Annotated in this window: 16 protein-coding genes and 2 tRNA genes; 6 read left to right on the top strand and 12 right to left on the bottom strand. The window is 69.6% G+C overall.

The window, feature by feature from the left end; genetic code table 11:
- The first annotated feature begins 56 nt into the window (after nucleotides 1–56).
- From ACFY1P_RS14175 to ACFY1P_RS14185, 3 genes are all read left to right on the top strand, one after another.
- Nucleotides 57–1,037 carry a hypothetical protein gene (locus ACFY1P_RS14175; protein WP_390750739.1) on the top strand — a complete coding sequence of 327 codons (981 nt, stop codon included), beginning with the start codon at nucleotides 57–59 and terminating at the stop codon, nucleotides 1,035–1,037.
- Nucleotides 1,038–1,154: 117 nt separating this feature from the next.
- The gene (locus tag ACFY1P_RS14180) at nucleotides 1,155–2,132 is read left to right on the top strand and encodes a hypothetical protein (RefSeq protein WP_390750740.1); all 978 of its coding nucleotides are present in this window, start codon (nucleotides 1,155–1,157) and stop codon (nucleotides 2,130–2,132) included.
- 173 nt (nucleotides 2,133–2,305) lie between these two features.
- Nucleotides 2,306–3,160, top strand: coding sequence for a hypothetical protein (locus ACFY1P_RS14185; protein ID WP_390750741.1), 855 nt, complete (start codon nucleotides 2,306–2,308; stop codon nucleotides 3,158–3,160).
- A 22-nt stretch (nucleotides 3,161–3,182) separates the two neighbouring features.
- Here ACFY1P_RS14185 and ACFY1P_RS14190 read toward each other — a convergent pair whose 3' ends face one another.
- From ACFY1P_RS14190 to ACFY1P_RS14220, 7 genes are all read right to left on the bottom strand, one after another.
- Nucleotides 3,183–3,446 (bottom strand): hypothetical protein, encoded by a 264-nt coding sequence (locus tag ACFY1P_RS14190; RefSeq protein WP_390750742.1) that lies wholly within the window; start codon nucleotides 3,444–3,446, stop codon nucleotides 3,183–3,185.
- Nucleotides 3,443–3,793 carry a hypothetical protein gene (locus ACFY1P_RS14195; RefSeq protein WP_390750743.1) on the bottom strand — a complete coding sequence of 117 codons (351 nt, stop codon included), beginning with the start codon at nucleotides 3,791–3,793 and terminating at the stop codon, nucleotides 3,443–3,445. Before ACFY1P_RS14195 ends, ACFY1P_RS14190 begins: the two co-directional genes overlap by 4 nt.
- Nucleotides 3,794–3,885: 92 nt before the next feature.
- Entirely contained in the window at nucleotides 3,886–5,172 is a 1,287-nt protein-coding gene (clpX, locus tag ACFY1P_RS14200) for an ATP-dependent Clp protease ATP-binding subunit ClpX (protein WP_361533551.1), read from the bottom strand.
- 153 nt (nucleotides 5,173–5,325) lie between these two features.
- Nucleotides 5,326–5,994 carry an ATP-dependent Clp protease proteolytic subunit gene (locus ACFY1P_RS14205; RefSeq protein ID WP_116211811.1) on the bottom strand — a complete coding sequence of 223 codons (669 nt, stop codon included), beginning with the start codon at nucleotides 5,992–5,994 and terminating at the stop codon, nucleotides 5,326–5,328.
- A 51-nt stretch (nucleotides 5,995–6,045) separates the two neighbouring features.
- A complete protein-coding gene (locus ACFY1P_RS14210; protein ID WP_361533554.1) occupies nucleotides 6,046–6,663 on the bottom strand; it encodes an ATP-dependent Clp protease proteolytic subunit in 618 nt (205 codons plus the stop codon).
- 289 nt (nucleotides 6,664–6,952) lie between these two features.
- Nucleotides 6,953–8,323 carry a trigger factor gene (gene tig / locus ACFY1P_RS14215; RefSeq protein WP_390750744.1) on the bottom strand — a complete coding sequence of 457 codons (1,371 nt, stop codon included), beginning with the start codon at nucleotides 8,321–8,323 and terminating at the stop codon, nucleotides 6,953–6,955.
- Between the two features lie 133 nt (nucleotides 8,324–8,456).
- Nucleotides 8,457–8,533: transfer RNA gene (locus ACFY1P_RS14220), tRNA-Pro, on the bottom strand.
- Between the two features lie 175 nt (nucleotides 8,534–8,708).
- Between ACFY1P_RS14220 and ACFY1P_RS14225 the strand changes: the two genes are divergently transcribed.
- A tRNA-Gly gene (locus ACFY1P_RS14225) sits at nucleotides 8,709–8,782 on the top strand.
- Nucleotides 8,783–8,888: 106 nt separating this feature from the next.
- Here ACFY1P_RS14225 and ACFY1P_RS14230 read toward each other — a convergent pair.
- Nucleotides 8,889–9,086 carry a hypothetical protein gene (locus tag ACFY1P_RS14230; RefSeq protein ID WP_361529572.1) on the bottom strand — a complete coding sequence of 66 codons (198 nt, stop codon included), beginning with the start codon at nucleotides 9,084–9,086 and terminating at the stop codon, nucleotides 8,889–8,891.
- A 249-nt stretch (nucleotides 9,087–9,335) separates the two neighbouring features.
- Here ACFY1P_RS14230 and ACFY1P_RS14235 point away from each other — a divergent pair, with 249 nt between their 5' ends.
- Entirely contained in the window at nucleotides 9,336–10,436 is a 1,101-nt protein-coding gene (locus tag ACFY1P_RS14235; RefSeq protein WP_361529569.1) for an acyltransferase family protein, read from the top strand.
- A gap of 1 nt (nucleotide 10,437) precedes the next feature.
- Here the strand turns inward: ACFY1P_RS14235 and ACFY1P_RS14240 are convergent, their stop codons facing one another.
- Nucleotides 10,438–10,893: an HD domain-containing protein gene (locus ACFY1P_RS14240; protein ID WP_361529566.1), complete on the bottom strand. Its 456-nt coding sequence runs from the start codon at nucleotides 10,891–10,893 to the stop codon at nucleotides 10,438–10,440.
- Between the two features lie 83 nt (nucleotides 10,894–10,976).
- A complete protein-coding gene (locus tag ACFY1P_RS14245; RefSeq protein WP_361529563.1) occupies nucleotides 10,977–12,116 on the bottom strand; it encodes a PP2C family protein-serine/threonine phosphatase in 1,140 nt (379 codons plus the stop codon).
- A 191-nt stretch (nucleotides 12,117–12,307) separates the two neighbouring features.
- Here ACFY1P_RS14245 and ACFY1P_RS14250 point away from each other — a divergent pair, with 191 nt between their 5' ends.
- Nucleotides 12,308–13,534: a GNAT family N-acetyltransferase gene (locus ACFY1P_RS14250; protein WP_390750745.1), complete on the top strand. Its 1,227-nt coding sequence runs from the start codon at nucleotides 12,308–12,310 to the stop codon at nucleotides 13,532–13,534.
- A gap of 7 nt (nucleotides 13,535–13,541) precedes the next feature.
- Here ACFY1P_RS14250 and ACFY1P_RS14255 read toward each other — a convergent pair whose 3' ends face one another.
- Together ACFY1P_RS14255 and ACFY1P_RS14260 are read right to left on the bottom strand one after the other, a co-directional pair.
- Entirely contained in the window at nucleotides 13,542–14,351 is an 810-nt protein-coding gene (locus ACFY1P_RS14255; RefSeq protein ID WP_390750746.1) for an Fpg/Nei family DNA glycosylase, read from the bottom strand.
- A gap of 254 nt (nucleotides 14,352–14,605) precedes the next feature.
- Nucleotides 14,606–15,094, bottom strand: a complete 489-nt coding sequence (locus ACFY1P_RS14260; RefSeq protein ID WP_361529554.1) for a ribose-5-phosphate isomerase — start codon at nucleotides 15,092–15,094, stop codon at nucleotides 14,606–14,608.
- Nucleotides 15,095–15,116 lie beyond the last annotated feature (22 nt).

Genomic DNA, 15,116 nt, shown 5'->3' on the forward strand with positions numbered 1-15,116 from the left:
CGGCGGCGTCGGAAAGGATGGCCTGGAACGATCTTCCGCGACACGCAAAGGCGACGATGAGCCAGCAACAGCCGGGCCCGTACGGGATGCCGCCGCAGCAACCGAACCCCTACGGCCAGGGCGGCACCCCTGGTTCCCCCGGCTTCCCGCCGCCACCGCCGACCGCACCGCCCGCAGCCTCGCCGTACGGCGCGCCGCCGCAGCCCGGCCCGTACGGCGCGCCGCCGCAGCAGCCGGGCGGCTGGGGGCAGCCCGGTCCGTACCCGCCGCCGGTCCCGCCGCGCGGTGGCGGCAAGGGCAAGGCGATCGGCATCGCGGTGGCGGCGCTCGTCGTGGTCGGGGCGATCGTGGGCGGCGTCGTCCTCTTCACCGGGAACGACAAGCACCACGACGGCGCCAAGGCCGGCGCCAGCGCCTCCCCCGGCACCCCGGAGCCCAGCGCCTCGCCGAGCGCCACCGGGATCGCGCGGGCGCGCTACAAGCTCACCGCGCCCGACACGCTCGCGGACGACTACACGAAGGACACGAGCGACCCCGGTTCCGGTTTCGACTCCAAGGCCCTCGACGAGCTCAAGGGCTTCGGGATGGCCGACCCGCAGGGCGTCAACGGCAACTACAAGTCCGGTACGGACAAGCGCGCGCAGAAGATTCTCCGCTTCTCCGGCGCCTGGGGCACCTCCGTGCGCAGCCCCGAGGCTCTGGTCGACGGCCTGTTCAAGAGCGCGACGGACGGGGCCGCGAAGGAGACCGACCCCAACGAGAGGATCGAATTCGAGGACAGCCCGCGCCGGATGACCCCGGACGGACTCGGCGACGACGCCGTGCTGAAGTGCCAGATGACGAAGCAGAGCCTCGGTCCGACGACTGGCAAGACCCTCAGGATGCCGCTGTGCATCTGGGCCGACGGCAACACCGTCGGCACGGTGTTCGCCCTGGACACCTCGCTGATGGTGCAGGGCAAGGACCTCAGCCTCGACTCGGCCGCCGGCAGGGTCGCGACGTTCCGCGAGCGCGTGCGGGTGCCGGTGGGGAGCTGACGGGACGGGCTGACGGGGCGACTGTTCCCGAACTGTTGCCGCCCCGGGGTAAAGCCCGCGTAAGACGTCGGGGAGGATGGCGGGCCTGTCACGAGCCACGGATCGAAACGAGACACGATGAGCTACAACCAGCCGGGCCCCTACGGCGCTCCCCAGCAGCCCCAGCAGCCGGGGCCGTACGGCCCCGGAGGAGCCCCCGGCCAGCCCGGTTACGGTTACCCGCAGCAGCCCCCCGCCCCGGCCTACGGCCAGCCCCCACAGCCAGGCCCGTACGGCCAGCAGCCACCGTACGGCGCGCCGCAGCAGGGCGGTTGGGGCCAGCCCCAGCAGCCGGGCCCGTACGGCCAGCAGCCGCAGCCCGGCATGCCGGGCCAGTACCCGCCGCCGGTGCCGCCGCAGAGCGGCGGCGGCAAGGGCAAGGCGATCGGCATCACGATCGGCGCGCTGGTCGTGGTGGGCGCGATCGTGGGCGGCGTCCTCTTCTTCAAGAGCGGCGGCGGGAGCGGCGGCGGGAAGGTGGCGCCTTACACGCTGGTGATGCCGGATTCGCTGCTGGACGGCAAGTTCAACAAGCAGCAGTCCTCCACCGGCGCCACCAACAAGAACCTCGCCGACGACAACGAACTCAAGGCGATGGGCATCACGAACGGCACTGGTGTCGGCGCGGCCTACAAGAACGCCCAGCAACAGAGCCTGGCCGTGAGGGGCGTCTACGGCGACGTGTCCGACCCCGGCAAGGCGGTCGACGCGATCTTCGCCAAGCTGGACCAGAGTTCATCCTCCACGCCCGGAGCCAAGGTCGAGGTCGTCACACCCGTCACCGAGTTCCACCCGAGCGGTTTCGACGGCGCGGTGATGAAGTGCGAGGCGAGGAAGAGCACTGCGACCGCCGCGTCTTTCACCGCGACCTCCGAAGGCTCGATTTGCATCTGGGGCGACTCCAGCGCGGTGACTGTCGTTTCGCATTCGGTCACCAAGGGCTCCGGCGGCATCACCGGCGGTGCCACCACCTCCGCCACCGGCAACGCGATGTCGGCACAGGAACTGTCCGAGGCAACGGCCAAGGTGCGCACCGAGGTCCGCAAGAACAAGTAGCTCGAAGCAGCGGGGGCCGTACGGGCGGCCCGGCAGGGGAAATCGCTTTCGAATCCCCCGATCCCGTATGGGATCCTGAACGCTCCGCCGGCGTGGCCCGCGAGGGCCCGCCAGGGGTTCCCTCCGCCAGGGCGTGCCCGGCCGCCTGAGCCGCATTCCTGAGGGGGAACTAGATGAGCCACGCCCAGCCCGGCCCGTACGGCGGTCCGCAGCCGCCCCAGCAGCCGCTGCCGCCCAACCCGTACGGCCAGGGCGCCCCGCAGCCGGGCTACGGGTATCCGCAGCCGCAGCCTCCGTACGGCCAGCCGGGTCCCTACGGACAGCAGCCCTACCCCGGCATGCCCGCGCCGTACCCGCCGCCGATACCCCCGCGGCGCGGCGGCAAGGGCAAGGTCATCGGGATCACGGTGGCGGCGCTCGTCGTGGTCGGGGCGATCATCGGCGGGATCACCGTGCTGATGAAGGACAACAGCGGTTCCTCCGTCGCGGACGACGGTAAGCGCTACAAGCTGACGACGCCGGACACGGTCCTCACCGAGTACAAGAAGGACCCCGACTTCCACGACCAGGACGTCTTCAACAACGCTGGGGCGCGTCGTGATCTGCGCATCATGGGTGTGAAGAACCCGGAGTCCGATGCGGCGGGGTACAAGACCGAGAACATCCCCGAGCGGAAGCTGATGCGGTTCATCGGCATCTGGGGCGGCATCAAGAAGCCCGAGAACTTCGTGGACGCGATGTTCAAGAGCCTGGCGAAGTCGGCCACAGCCACCAAGGTGGAGGGCACCCCGCAGGCCGTCACACCGCCCGGCTTCGACGGCGCGATGAAGTGCCAGTACACGCACCCGAACGACGGCAGCGGCACCACGGTCCTCCCGCTGTGCATCTGGGCGGACCACAGCACGGCCGGCGTGGTCTACGTGGGCGACATGAAGCGCTCCGCCCTGGGCGTCAAGATCCCCTTCGACGAGGCCGCCGGGATCGCGGCGAAGCTGCGCTCCGAGATCCGCGTGGAGATCAAGAAGTGAGTCTCTGAGGCCGCACCAGACGTCATCCGTGCCAGATGACGCGGACGACGACGATGAGCTGGGCTCGGGCATCGGCCATGAAGAGCAGAAAGCCACGGCCCTCGGCCAGATCCACCGAGCGCAGGCCCCCACCGTGAGCCGGGCCGCGGCCTACGTGGGTGGTGTCGCGTCCCAGCACCGCCAGCGAATCGGCGATCCGCGCCACCTCATTGACGGCTTCCGGTGGGAGGCCACCGATGACGTGCTCGGCATCCGGGTCGTACTCCCAGGTCCACTCATGGGTCACGCCAGAACCTCGGCACGAGCCTCGTCGACGAGAGTGCCGATCTCGGTGATCGCAGCTCGCGTCGCCTCGGGCTCCAAGCCGGCGTCGACCACGGCTTCCAACTGGTGGAAGCGGGCAGCCCGTACAGGATCGCGCTCTATGGCCACCACGATGCCCCAGTACTCGGTGAACGATCGCAGCGGAACAGTGCTGTCCAGCTCCTGTGCCTGAGTGGCCGCGTGCACCAAGTGCTCGTTCAGTTCATCGAGCCGAGAAGGAACGAGCCGGGCGACGGCAGCCCGCAGACTTTCCGGAGTCAGTGGCGGCATCGGCATCGCACCGGCAGGAGACACAGGCTGAGCGCTCATGTCCCCATACTCCCACCGGCAGCACTTCCGCGGGAGCACAACAAAAGGCGCCCGGCACGACCCGCCGGGCGCCCTCTCGCGTCAGGAAGAGCTCACGCGCTCTTCTCGTGCCGTTCGTCCTTGCCGACGATCCGCGGCTCGCGCGGGACCAGGGTCGGGTTGACGTTGGAGTGGACGACGTCCTCGGTGATGACGACGCGGGCGACGTCCTTGCGGGACGGGACCTCGTACATCACGGACATCAGGACCTCTTCCATGATGGCCCGCAGGCCACGCGCGCCGGTGCCGCGCAGGATCGCCTGGTCGGCGATGGCCTCCAGGGCGGGGCGGTCGAACTCCAGCTCCACGCCGTCGAGTTCAAACAGGCGTTGATACTGCTTCACCAGGGCGTTGCGCGGCTCGACCAGGATCTGGAGGAGCGCCTCGCGGTCGAGGTTGTGGACGCTGGTGATCACGGGGAGGCGGCCGATGAATTCGGGGATCATGCCGAACTTCACCAGGTCCTCGGGCATGACCTCCTGGAACTGGTCGCTCGCCTCGATCTCCCGCTTGGAGCGGATCGTCGCCCCGAAGCCGATGCCCTTGGCGCCCGCGCGCGACTCGATGATCTTCTCCAGGCCGGAGAAGGCGCCGCCGACGATGAAGAGGACGTTCGTCGTGTCGATCTGGATGAATTCCTGGTGCGGGTGCTTGCGGCCGCCCTGCGGGGGAACGGAGGCCGTGGTGCCTTCCAGGATCTTCAGCAGGGCCTGCTGGACGCCCTCGCCCGACACATCCCGTGTGATCGACGGATTTTCGCTCTTACGGGCGACCTTGTCGATCTCGTCGATGTAGATGATGCCGGTCTCGGCCTTCTTGACGTCGTAGTCCGCGGCCTGGATCAGCTTCAGCAGGATGTTCTCGACGTCCTCGCCGACATAGCCGGCCTCCGTCAGCGCCGTGGCGTCGGCGATCGCGAAGGGGACGTTCAGCATGCGGGCGAGCGTCTGCGCGAGGAGGGTCTTGCCCGAGCCCGTGGGGCCCAGGAGCAGGATGTTGGACTTCGCGAGCTCGATGCCGTCGTCGCGGTGGCCGCCGTTCTCGCCGGCCTGCACGCGCTTGTAGTGGTTGTAGACCGCGACGGAGAGGGCCTTCTTGGCCGCCTCCTGGCCCACCACATAGCCCTCGAGGAACTCATAGATCTCACGGGGCTTGGGGAGCTCCTCCCACCGCACCTCGGAGGTCTCCGCCAGCTCTTCCTCGATGATCTCGTTGCAGAGGTCGATGCACTCGTCGCAGATGTACACACCAGGCCCCGCGATGAGCTTCTTCACCTGCTTCTGGCTCTTCCCGCAGAACGAGCACTTGAGCAGATCGCCGCCGTCACCGATGCGTGCCACGAGGTGCTTCCCCTTCGCCTGGGATCCGCCTTGCTCTGCGAACCCGGGTGCTTGCCTATCGACGGTACCTTGCCGGGCCCCCCGTGCGGGCCCCCCTTGGCCCTACTCGGTCCAAGGGGGTTGCCGGCGGCACTTTGGCCGGACCGAAAACGGTCAGGCCGAAACGGACGTCTTGCGCGTCGAGACGATCTGGTCGACCAGGCCGTACGCGAGCAGCTCGTCGGCGGTGAGGATCTTGTCGCGCTCGATGTCCTCGCGGATCTTCTCGATCGGCGTGGTGGAGTGCTTGGCCAGCATGTCCTCCAGCTGCGCACGCATCCGGAGGATCTCGTTGGCGGCGATCTCCAGGTCGGAGACCTGGCCGCGGCCGGTCTCGCTGTACGGCTGGTGGATCAGGACGCGGGCGTTCGGCAGCGCCATACGCTTGCCCGGCGTGCCGGCGGCGAGCAGCACGGCGGCGGCGGAGGCCGCCTGGCCCATGCAGACCGTCTGGATGTCCGGCTTCACGAACTGCATCGTGTCGTAGATCGCGGTCAGCGCCGTGAAGGAGCCGCCCGGCGAGTTGATGTAGATCGAGATGTCGCGGTCCGGGTCCATCGACTCCAGGCACAGCAGCTGCGCCATGACGTCGTTGGCCGAGGCGTCGTCGATCTGCACGCCGAGGAAGATCACACGCTCCTCGAAGAGCTTCGCGTACGGGTCGTACTCGCGCACGCCCTGCGAAGTGCGCTCGACGAAGCGCGGGACGATGTAACGGGAGTCGGCCTGGGGGCCGGTGTAGAGGCCGCTGCCGGCGTTGTTGTTCATCTGCGTGTTCACCATCCTGGTGGCGTTCTGAGGGCGAGGGGTTCTGCTGCGTGGACGCGCCGGGGATCAGGCCCCGGTGCCGCCCCCGCCCGGAACGCCCGCGGCGGATCCCATGACCTCGTCGATGAGGCCGTACTCCTTGGCCTCGTCGGCGGAGAACCAGCGGTCGCGGTCGGAGTCGTGAGTGATCTGCTCGACGGACTGACCGGTGTGGTGAGCGGTGAGCTCGGCCATCCGCTTCTTGGTGTACAGCAGCCGCTCGGCGTGGATCTTGATGTCCGTGGCGGAGCCCGCCAGGCCCGCGGAGGGCTGGTGGATCAGGATCTCGGCGTTGGGCAGCGCGAAGCGCTTGCCCGGGGTGCCGGCGCTCAGCAGGAACTGGCCCATCGAGGCGGCGAGGCCCATGGCGATGGTGACCACGTCGTTCTTGATGTACTGCATGGTGTCGTAGATCGCCATGCCGGCCGTGATCGAGCCGCCGGGGCTGTTGATGTAGAGGTAGATGTCCTTGTCCGGGTCCGCGGCAAGGAGGAGCAGCTGCGCCGTGATCTTGTTGGCGATGTCATCGTCGACCGGCTGGCCGAGGAAGATGATTCGTTCCCCGAGCAGTCGGTTGTAGACCTGGTCGCCGAGGCCACCGAAGCTCGGCTCGCCGGCGGCGGCGGAAGGCATCAGATTCGTCACGTATCCACCTGCTCGTTGTTCGACGGCCCCGCGAGCCGTCTCAGCGTCTTCTTCAAGGGGTGAGGTCGGGCGCGCCATCCGGGCTTCCGCGTCGCGCTTCCGGGACTCCCCTGCCCCCGTATCTACGGACCCTAACGCGCTGGTAGGCGGTGGCCATCCCGCATCAGGAACTGTTCGCTCTGAGCGCAGGTTCCCCGGGCCTCACAGGAGCGCGGCGGGCCCGGCTCCGGCACCCAGGAGGGTGCCGGAGCCGGGCCCGTATGCCGTATCGCTACGAGAGGGGCGAGGCTCAGGCCTCGGTGCCCTCGACGACCTCGGCGGCGGCCTCGACCGTCTCGCCGGTCTCGTCCTCGTCGTCCAGGTCGACGACCTCGCCGTTGCTGTCCTTGACCGTGGCGGCCTCGACGACGGCCGCGAGGGCCTTGCCGCGGGCGACCTCGCCGACGAGCATCGGCACCTGGCCACCCTCGACAACGGCCTGGGCGAACTGGTCGGGGCTCATGCCGGAGGACTGGGCACGGCGCATGAGGTGCTCGGTGAGCTCCTCCTGGCCGACCGACAGCTTCTCCTTGTTGACGATCTCGTCCAGGATGAACTGGGTCTTGATGCCCTTCTCGGCCTGCTCCTTGAGCTCGGCGTCGAACTCCTCGGCGGACTTGCCCTGGATCTCCAGGTACTTCGCCAGGTCCAGGCCCATCTGGCCGAGCTGGTGGTGCTCGAGGTTGTGCTTACGGGTGTTGACCTCGTCCTCGAGCAGCTTCTCCGGCATCGGGACCTCGACCAGCTTGATCAGCTCGTCGAGGACCTTCTCCTGCGCCTGCGTGGCCTGGTCGAACTTCTTCATCCGGGCGAGACGCTTGGCGCTGTCGGCGCGCAGCTCCTCCAGCGTGTCGAACTCGCTCGCCAGCTGGGCGAAGTCGTCGTCCAGCGCGGGCAGTTCGCGGGCCTTGACGGCGGTGACGTCGACCTTGACCTCGGCCTCCTTGCCCTCGGCGGAACCGCCCTTGAGCTCGGAGGTGAAGGTGGCGGTGCCACCGGCCTCGAGACCGGTCACGGCCTCGTCGATGCCGTCGAGCAGCTGGCCGGAGCCGATGGTGTAGTCGATGCCCTGGGCGACACCGTCCTCCAGCACCTCGCCGTCGACCTTGGCCTCCAGGTCGACGGTGACGATGTCACCCTCGGCGGCGGCGCGCTCGACCGGGGAGGTGGTGGCGAAGCGGTCGCGCAGCTGCTCGACCGACTTCTCGATGTCCTCGTCGGACACCTCGACGGCGTCGACGGTGACCTCGATGCCGGAGTAGTCCGGGATCTCCAGGGCCGGACGGACGTCGACCTCGGCGGTGAAGGAGAGCAGCTCGCCGTCCTTCAGCTCCTTGATGTCGACCTCGGGCTGGCCCAGCGGGTTGAGGTCGGCCTCGTTGACCGCCTCGGTGTAGAACTTCGGAAGCGCGTCGTTGACGGCCTCCTCCAGCACCGCACCGCGGCCGAACCGCTGGTCGATGACACGGGCGGGGATCTTGCCCTGACGGAAGCCCTTCACCGTGACCTGCTGGTTGATCTTCTTGTACGCCGCGTCGAGGCTGGCCTTGAGCTCCTCGAAGGGCACCTCAACAGTGAGCCGAACCCGAGTCGGGTTCAGGGTCTCCACGGCGCTCTTCACGGTTCGGTCTCCTTGGGGCTGACTTCTTGGATTCTGCTGATGTTCCAGCGGATCGCGCCCGGTACAGAGACACACGGGCACGCAGCTTGCATAGTAACCGCAAGCAGTACGGGCCCCACAATGTGATCTTGATTGGTCGGGGTGGCCGGATTCGAACCGACGACCTTCCGCTCCCAAAGCGGACGCGCTACCAAGCTGCGCCACACCCCGTCGGTGCGACACGTAGGGTACATGCCCGCCGGGGTTCCGGCTGCCGATTAAGGGGCCGATGAAGAGGCGGCGGCAGAGGCGGGGAGCCGACGGCACCCCGGGGTGTGCGGCGGGGTGTCCGGACCCGCTACGATGCACAACGTGCCGCGCCGGCCTCACGGGGATCGCGGTGCGCGCGGGCGTAGCTCAATGGTAGAGCCCCAGTCTTCCAAACTGGCTACGCGGGTTCGATTCCCGTCGCCCGCTCCACCACGCCTCCGGCTCCGGCCGGAGGCGTTTTTTCATGCGCGTCCCCTACGGGGTTCACGCGGGATTCATGCGTCCGTGACCGCATGAATCCGGCCACGGGCGGCGCTCAGAACTTGATGCCGTTTATGGTCTGGGCCAGCGAGTCCAGGAACCGCTGGATGGACGGCGCCATGCCGGTGGAGGCGAGGAAGAAGCCGAAGAGGATCGCGATGATCGCCGGGCCGCCCTTGATATGCCCCGCGCGCATCATCACCACCAGCACGATCGCCAGAAGCAGCACGCCTGACAGCGAAATGGTGGTCATAGCTGATCACACCCTCGGTCGGAATCACCCGGCCTGCCCGGAAGTCCTTCGCAGACCCCTCACGACCACCATCGTGCCATCAACTGCCCTGCTGTTGGGGCCCAGTGACGTTTCATCGGTGGATCGTCCAGAAAGCTGCGTGGAGAGGATATCGGCCGACTTGACGGACAGCGTGCCGGTTCATGGTGAATAGCTCAATAGATGGAACGGGGTTTTACCCGCCCGGATTGCGCCGCTAGGGTGCCTCGGATGTCCCCCGCCGTCACTCCGCCGTCCTCCTCCGCGGCTCCGAGCCCGTCGAGCCCGTCGAGCGCCCCGCGGTCCGCGCCGGCGGCGCCCGCTCCGGCGCGGCGCGATCCTTTCTTCGACAACGCGAAGTACCTGGCGATCGTCCTGGTCGCCCTGGGCCACGCGTGGGAGCCACTCACCCACGGTGGACGCGCCGCGATGGCGCTGTACCTGACCGTCTACGCCTTTCACATGCCGGCCTTCATCGTCATTTCCGGCTATTTCTCGCGTGGCTTCGACATGAGCCCGGCGAAGATCAAGCGGCTGATAACCGGCGTGGCGGTGCCGTATGTGATCTTCGAGGTCGCCTACACCTACTTCCAGCACTGGATGGACCACGACTCCCCGCCGGATCCGGTCTCGCTGCTGAACCCGTGGTACCTCAACTGGTTCCTGGCCGCGCTGTTCATCTGGCGGCTGACCACGCCGATCTGGAAGCTGATCCGCTGGCCGGTCCCGGTGGCGTTCGCGATCGCGACGCTGGCCGCGCTCTCCCCCGAGATCGGCGGCGACTTCGATCTTCAGCGCGTCCTGCAGTTCCTGCCGTTCTTCGTGATCGGGCTGCACATGAAGGCCGAGCACTTCCAGCTGGTGCGGCGCCGCTGGGTGCGGGTCGCGGCCTTCCCCGTGTTCGCGGGTGCGATCGCCTTCGCGTACTGGGCGGCGCCGCGGATGAACAGCACGTGGTTCTACCACAACGCCGCCGTCCAGGACCTGCGCGCGCCGCTGTGGTCCGCGCCCGCGATGACGCTGGCGATGTTCGGCTGCGCGGCGGTGCTGACCGCCTGCTTCTTCGCCTGGGTCCCGCGCCGCACGGTGTGGTTCACGGCACTGGGCGCGGGGACGCTCTACGGCTATCTGCTGCACGGCTTCCTGATCAAGCTGTCCCGCTGGCAGGAGTGGTACGACGCCTACGCCTGGGTCCGCCGGCCCGTCGGCGAGGTCGTGGTCACCCTGGTCGCGATCGTGGTGATGACGGCGCTGTGCACCACGCCGGTGCGGCGGGTCTTCCGCTTCGCGATGGAGCCGAAGATGGAGTGGGCCTTCCGCAAGCAGCGGTGAGTCACCCGGCGGGCGCCTCCAGGCCGAGGAGGGCGCGCATCCGGGCGTACTTCTTCCGGAGCCGTTCGCGGGTGGCGGCGTCGAGCGCCGCGGCCCGCCCGGGGTCGGAGTTGTGGGCCAGGTCCGCCTCCTTGACCAGCAGCGCGCCCGGCGTGGCCAGGACGCGGGCCGCGTACGCCTCCGGTGCCTCACCGGCCCGCTTGGTCACCGCCAGCACGATGTCCTTGGTCCGCTGCGACAGGTCGGCCTCCGCGAGCCACTCCTCGGTGACGGCCCCGTCCTCGACGGCGTCGTGCAGCCAGGCGGCGGCGATCTGGTGATCGTCGCCGCCCTTTTCCGTGACGTACGCCGCGACGGCGGCGAGGTGTGCCGTGTACGGCCGGCCCGCCTTGTCGGTCTGGGTGGCGTGGGCACGCCGGGCGAATGCCTCTACGGCGGGCAGGGGCATGGGTGGCATGTCGTCTCCTGTTTCTCCGGCTGCGGGTCGGTGGGGGCTGGTCGCGCCGTTCCCCGCGCCCCTTGTGGGGCGCCCCGCCACCGTCAAGTGCGGCAGATCAGCAGCAAGGCCCTGTCGTCGTTGACGTCCTTCGCGACCGCTTCGATCAAGTGCCAGGCCGCGCCCTGGAAGCCCGCGGAGACATAGCGGTCCGCTTCGCCCGTGAGGCGGTCCATGCCCTCGGTCAGGTCGCGGTCGGAGGTCTCGACCAGGCCGTCGGTGAAGAGCATCAGCACGTCCCCGGGGGACAGCGTGCCCTTTATGGGGTCGAACTGGGCGCCGTCGTAGACCCCGAGGAGCGGCCCCTCCGCGGCCTTCTCCTCCCAGCGGCCGGTGCCCGCGCTGAGCTGGAGGCCCGGCAGGTGTCCGGCGGAGAACATCTCGTAGTCCCCGCTGTCCAGGTCGAGGACGAGATGGACGGAGGTCGCGAAGCCCTCGTCCCAGTCCTGCCGGAGCAGATAGCCGTTGGCGGCGGGCAGGAAGGCGTGCGGGGGCAGCGAGCCCAGCAGCCCGCCGAAGGCGCCGGAGAGCAGGAGGGCGCGCGAGGCGGCGTCCATGCCCTTGCCGGAGACGTCGGTCAGCACGATCTCCAGCGTGCGGCCGCCGTTGGTGCGGGCCGCCACCACGAAGTCGCCGGAGAAGGACTGGCCGCCCGCCGGGCGCAGGGCCATCTCCCGGTGCCAGCCGCGCGGCAGCTTGGGCAGCTTGCTCTGGACGCGGATGCGTTCGCGCAGGTCGAACAGCATGGTGCCGCCGCGCCGCCAGGGCACGCCGACGCGGCTGCGGAACTGCGCGATGAGCAGCCCGAGGAAGCCGACTGCGGCGACGACGAGGATCGTGCCCGGGGTGACCCGGCCGTCGCCGCCGTGCACGCCCCGGTCCAGGGCGTAGGACTCCACGATCAGCGCGACGGCGGACGCCGCGTAGAGGGCCAGCAGGCTGGCCGGGCGCAGCAGGAGGCCGCCGGCCACGATGGGCAGGACGAGCGCCGAGGGCGCGCACCACTCGGGCAGGGCGACGGTGCCGCCGGCGAGCGCGGGGACGGTGAGCAGGAGGGCGGCCAGGGCGATCCAGTCGGAGCCGTCGCCGCGGAAGTAGTCCACCCCGGCTTTGCGCATGCTCGTGCGGGCCCGGTGCATGGCTTTGCGCATCCGGGCCGTCGGGGTCTCCGCACCGCCAGTCATTGCATCGTGACCTTATCCACCCATTCGGCGGTGCGTCGACTCTCGCCGCGCCGACGCGGCCGACCACGGCCGACCTGCGAAGAGCCTGCCATGAACCGGGCGAAGCCGTGGGACCGCACCGAGTCGCACGGATGGGAACCTTATGCGAAATTCGTTCGCCCGCGCGGGAATCCGCTGTTAGTCATGGCGTCATGACAACAGAGTTGCGTGTACTGCGTCCGGCCGAGTGGGACCAGTGGTACGAGTCGCTTGAGTTGGCGTTCGGCGGTATGCCCGAGCCCGCCGAGGAGCTCGCCCTCTGGCGGGAGCTCACGCTGTTCGAGCGGTGGCTGGGCACCTGGGACGGCGATGAAGTCGTGGGCACGACGGGGGCGTTCGACTTCCGGATGACCGTGCCGGGCGGCGCCGTGGTTCCCACGGCCGGAGTGACGATGGTGGGCGTGCGGCCGACACACCGGCGGCGCGGGGTGCTGCGGGGGATGATGCGGCGCCAGCTGGAGGACGTACGGAGCTGGGGCGCGCCGCTCGCCGTGCTCACGGCCTCCGAGCCGGACATCTACGGGCGGTTCGGTTACGGCCTGGCGTCGTACCTGACGCGGGCCCGCATCGACACGGACCGGGTGGGACTGACCATGCCGGAGGGCGCGGACGGCGTGCGGCTCCGCTTGTCGAAGCCCGAGCGGGCGCGCGAGGCGTGCGAGGCGGTGTACGCGCGCCGGGTGACGGCCCGTCCCGGGATGCTGGAGCGCCGGCCGGGCTGGGACGCGCTGCCGCTGCTGGACGCCCCGAGCCGCCGGGGTGACGGCTCGCCGTTGCAGTGCGTGCTGGCCGAGGTGGACGGCCGGACCGTGGGCTACGCCCGCTATTCCGTCCGGCCCCGGCCGGACGACACCTCCTACGGCCAGGTGCTGCTGCGCGACGTGGAGGCGCTGACCCCCGCCGCGTACGCCGCGCTGTGGCGCTTCCTGTTCGACCTGGACCTGACCGACGAGATCGTGGCGCGCAACCGGCCGTCCGACGACCCGCTGTGGCACCTGGTCGACGATGTCCGGCGCTGCCACCTGACCACGGAGGACTCGCTGCACGTGCGGCTGGTCGAGGTGGGGGCGGCGCTGGCGGCCCGTACGTATCAGGCGCCGGTGGACGTGGTGTTCGAGGTCGACGACGCCTTCTGCCCCTGGAACGCGGGGCGCTGGCGGCTGACCGGTGATGCCAAGGGGGCGTCCTGCGAGCGCACGGAGGACCCGGGCGATCTGGCACTGTCCGTGCGGGAGCTGGGCTCGGCGTATCTCGGCGGCGTGTCCCTGATCGCGCTGGCCGGCGCGGGTCAGGTCCGGGAGCTGCGGGAGGGCGCGCTGGAGGAGGCGGCCGTGGCATTCGGCAGCCCGGTCGCGCCGTGGCTGCCGCACGGCTTCTGACGGGCTCTCAGCGCTGCTGGCAGCCCGGGCACCAGAAGAGATTGCGGGCGGCGAGATCGGCGGTGCGGATCTCGCCGCCACAGATGTGGCAGGCCTGCCGGGCCCGGCGGTAGACGTACACCTCGCCGCCGTGGTCGTCCACGCGCGGCGGGCGGCCCATGGCCTCGGGGGTGTGTTCGGGGCGCACGGTGTCGATCCTGTTGTTGCGTACGCCCTCACGCATCAGGTCGACCAGGTCCGACCAGATCGCGTCCCATTCCGAGCGGGTGAGATCGCGGCCGAGGCGGTAAGGGTCGATTCCGTGCCGGAAGAGGACCTCGGCGCGGTAGACGTTGCCGACGCCCGCGATGACCTTCTGGTCCATGAGGAGCGCGGCGACCGTCGTACGGCTGCGGCTGACGCGGGCCCAGGCGGCCTCGCCGTCGTCCGCCGCGCGCAGCGGGTCCGGGCCGAGCCGGTCGTGTATCGCCTGCTTCTCCCCGTCGGTGACGAGGGCGCAGGTGGTGGGGCCGCGGAGGTCGGCGTACGCGGTGGCGCTCGCGAGCCGCAGCCGCACGGTGTCGGTGGGCGGGGGCACGGGAGCCTCGCCGAAGGTGTACTTGCCGAAGAGGCCGAGGTGGATGTGGATCCAGCCGTGCTCGGCGAAGCCGAGGAAAAGGTGCTTTCCGTGGGCTTCGGCGGTGGTGAGGGGGTGGCCGTCGAGGAGGGCGGCGCTGTCTTCGAACTTGCCTTGGGGGCTGGTCACGCGGATTTTGTGACCGCGGAACCGTTCGGCGTGGTCCTCGGCCAGCCGGTGGATGGTGTGCCCCTCGGGCATGGCGGTTCTCCTGCGGGTGCGACGGTCCGATGCGGGCTGTTTGTTCCCCTGCCCCGCCCCTTCCCGGCTGCGTCTGATGTGCGGCTCCGCCGCGTGGGGGGCTCCGCCCCAGACCCCCGGCTGCGGGCCGGTTCGCCGCCTGCGGCGGGAACGCCCTTGGGGGTCCCCCCGGACGAAGTCTGGGGGAGTGTCCTCAAACGCCGCACGGGCTGAATATCAGCCCGTCCGGCGTTTGAGGAACAGAGGACCAGGCCTCAGCTCTGCTGCGGGTGGTGGGCGGGGATCTCGGGGAGTTCGCCGGTCTGCTCGTAGCGGGCGAGCATCTCGATGCGGCGGGTGTGACGCTCCTCACCCGAGTACGGCGTGGCCAGGAAGATCTCGACGAACTTCGTCGCCTCGTCCTGGGTGTGCATCCGGCCGCCGATGCTGATCACGTTGGCGTCGTTGTGCTCACGCCCGAGGGCGGCCGTCTGCTCGCTCCAGGCGAGGGCGGCCCGTACGCCCTTGACCTTGTTCGCGGCGATCTGCTCGCCGTTGCCGGAGCCGCCGATCACGATGCCGAGGCTGTCCGGGTCCGCGGCGGTCCGCTCCGCGGCGCGGAGGCAGAACGGGGGGTAGTCGTCCTGGGCGTCGTAGATGTGCGGGCCGCAGTCGACCGGGTCATGGCCCTGGGCCGTGAGCCACTCGACGAGGTGGTTCTTGAGTTCGTAGCCGGCATGGTCGGAGCCGAGATACACGCGCATGCGACCGAGTGTGGCACGAGTG

The organism is Streptomyces sp. NPDC001407 (assembly GCF_042895325.1).
GTDB lineage: Bacteria > Actinomycetota > Actinomycetes > Streptomycetales > Streptomycetaceae > Streptomyces.

Excerpts from the sequence above, each read along its gene's own strand:
- ACFY1P_RS14175 (WP_390750739.1), top strand. The coding sequence starts at position 57 with ATGAGCCAGCAACAGCCGGGCCCGTACGGGATGCCGCCGCAGCAACCG.
- ACFY1P_RS14180 (WP_390750740.1), top strand. The coding sequence starts at position 1,155 with ATGAGCTACAACCAGCCGGGCCCCTACGGCGCTCCCCAGCAGCCCCAG.
- ACFY1P_RS14185 (WP_390750741.1), top strand. The coding sequence starts at position 2,306 with ATGAGCCACGCCCAGCCCGGCCCGTACGGCGGTCCGCAGCCGCCCCAG.
- ACFY1P_RS14195 (WP_390750743.1), bottom strand. The coding sequence starts at position 3,793 with ATGAGCGCTCAGCCTGTGTCTCCTGCCGGTGCGATGCCGATGCCGCCA.
- ACFY1P_RS14205 (WP_116211811.1), bottom strand. The coding sequence starts at position 5,994 with ATGGTGAACACGCAGATGAACAACAACGCCGGCAGCGGCCTCTACACC.
- ACFY1P_RS14230 (WP_361529572.1), bottom strand. The coding sequence starts at position 9,086 with ATGACCACCATTTCGCTGTCAGGCGTGCTGCTTCTGGCGATCGTGCTG.
- ACFY1P_RS14235 (WP_361529569.1), top strand. The coding sequence starts at position 9,336 with ATGTCCCCCGCCGTCACTCCGCCGTCCTCCTCCGCGGCTCCGAGCCCG.
- ACFY1P_RS14240 (WP_361529566.1), bottom strand. The coding sequence starts at position 10,893 with ATGCCACCCATGCCCCTGCCCGCCGTAGAGGCATTCGCCCGGCGTGCC.
- ACFY1P_RS14245 (WP_361529563.1), bottom strand. The coding sequence starts at position 12,116 with ATGACTGGCGGTGCGGAGACCCCGACGGCCCGGATGCGCAAAGCCATG.
- ACFY1P_RS14250 (WP_390750745.1), top strand. The coding sequence starts at position 12,308 with ATGACAACAGAGTTGCGTGTACTGCGTCCGGCCGAGTGGGACCAGTGG.
- ACFY1P_RS14255 (WP_390750746.1), bottom strand. The coding sequence starts at position 14,351 with ATGCCCGAGGGGCACACCATCCACCGGCTGGCCGAGGACCACGCCGAA.
- ACFY1P_RS14260 (WP_361529554.1), bottom strand. The coding sequence starts at position 15,094 with ATGCGCGTGTATCTCGGCTCCGACCATGCCGGCTACGAACTCAAGAAC.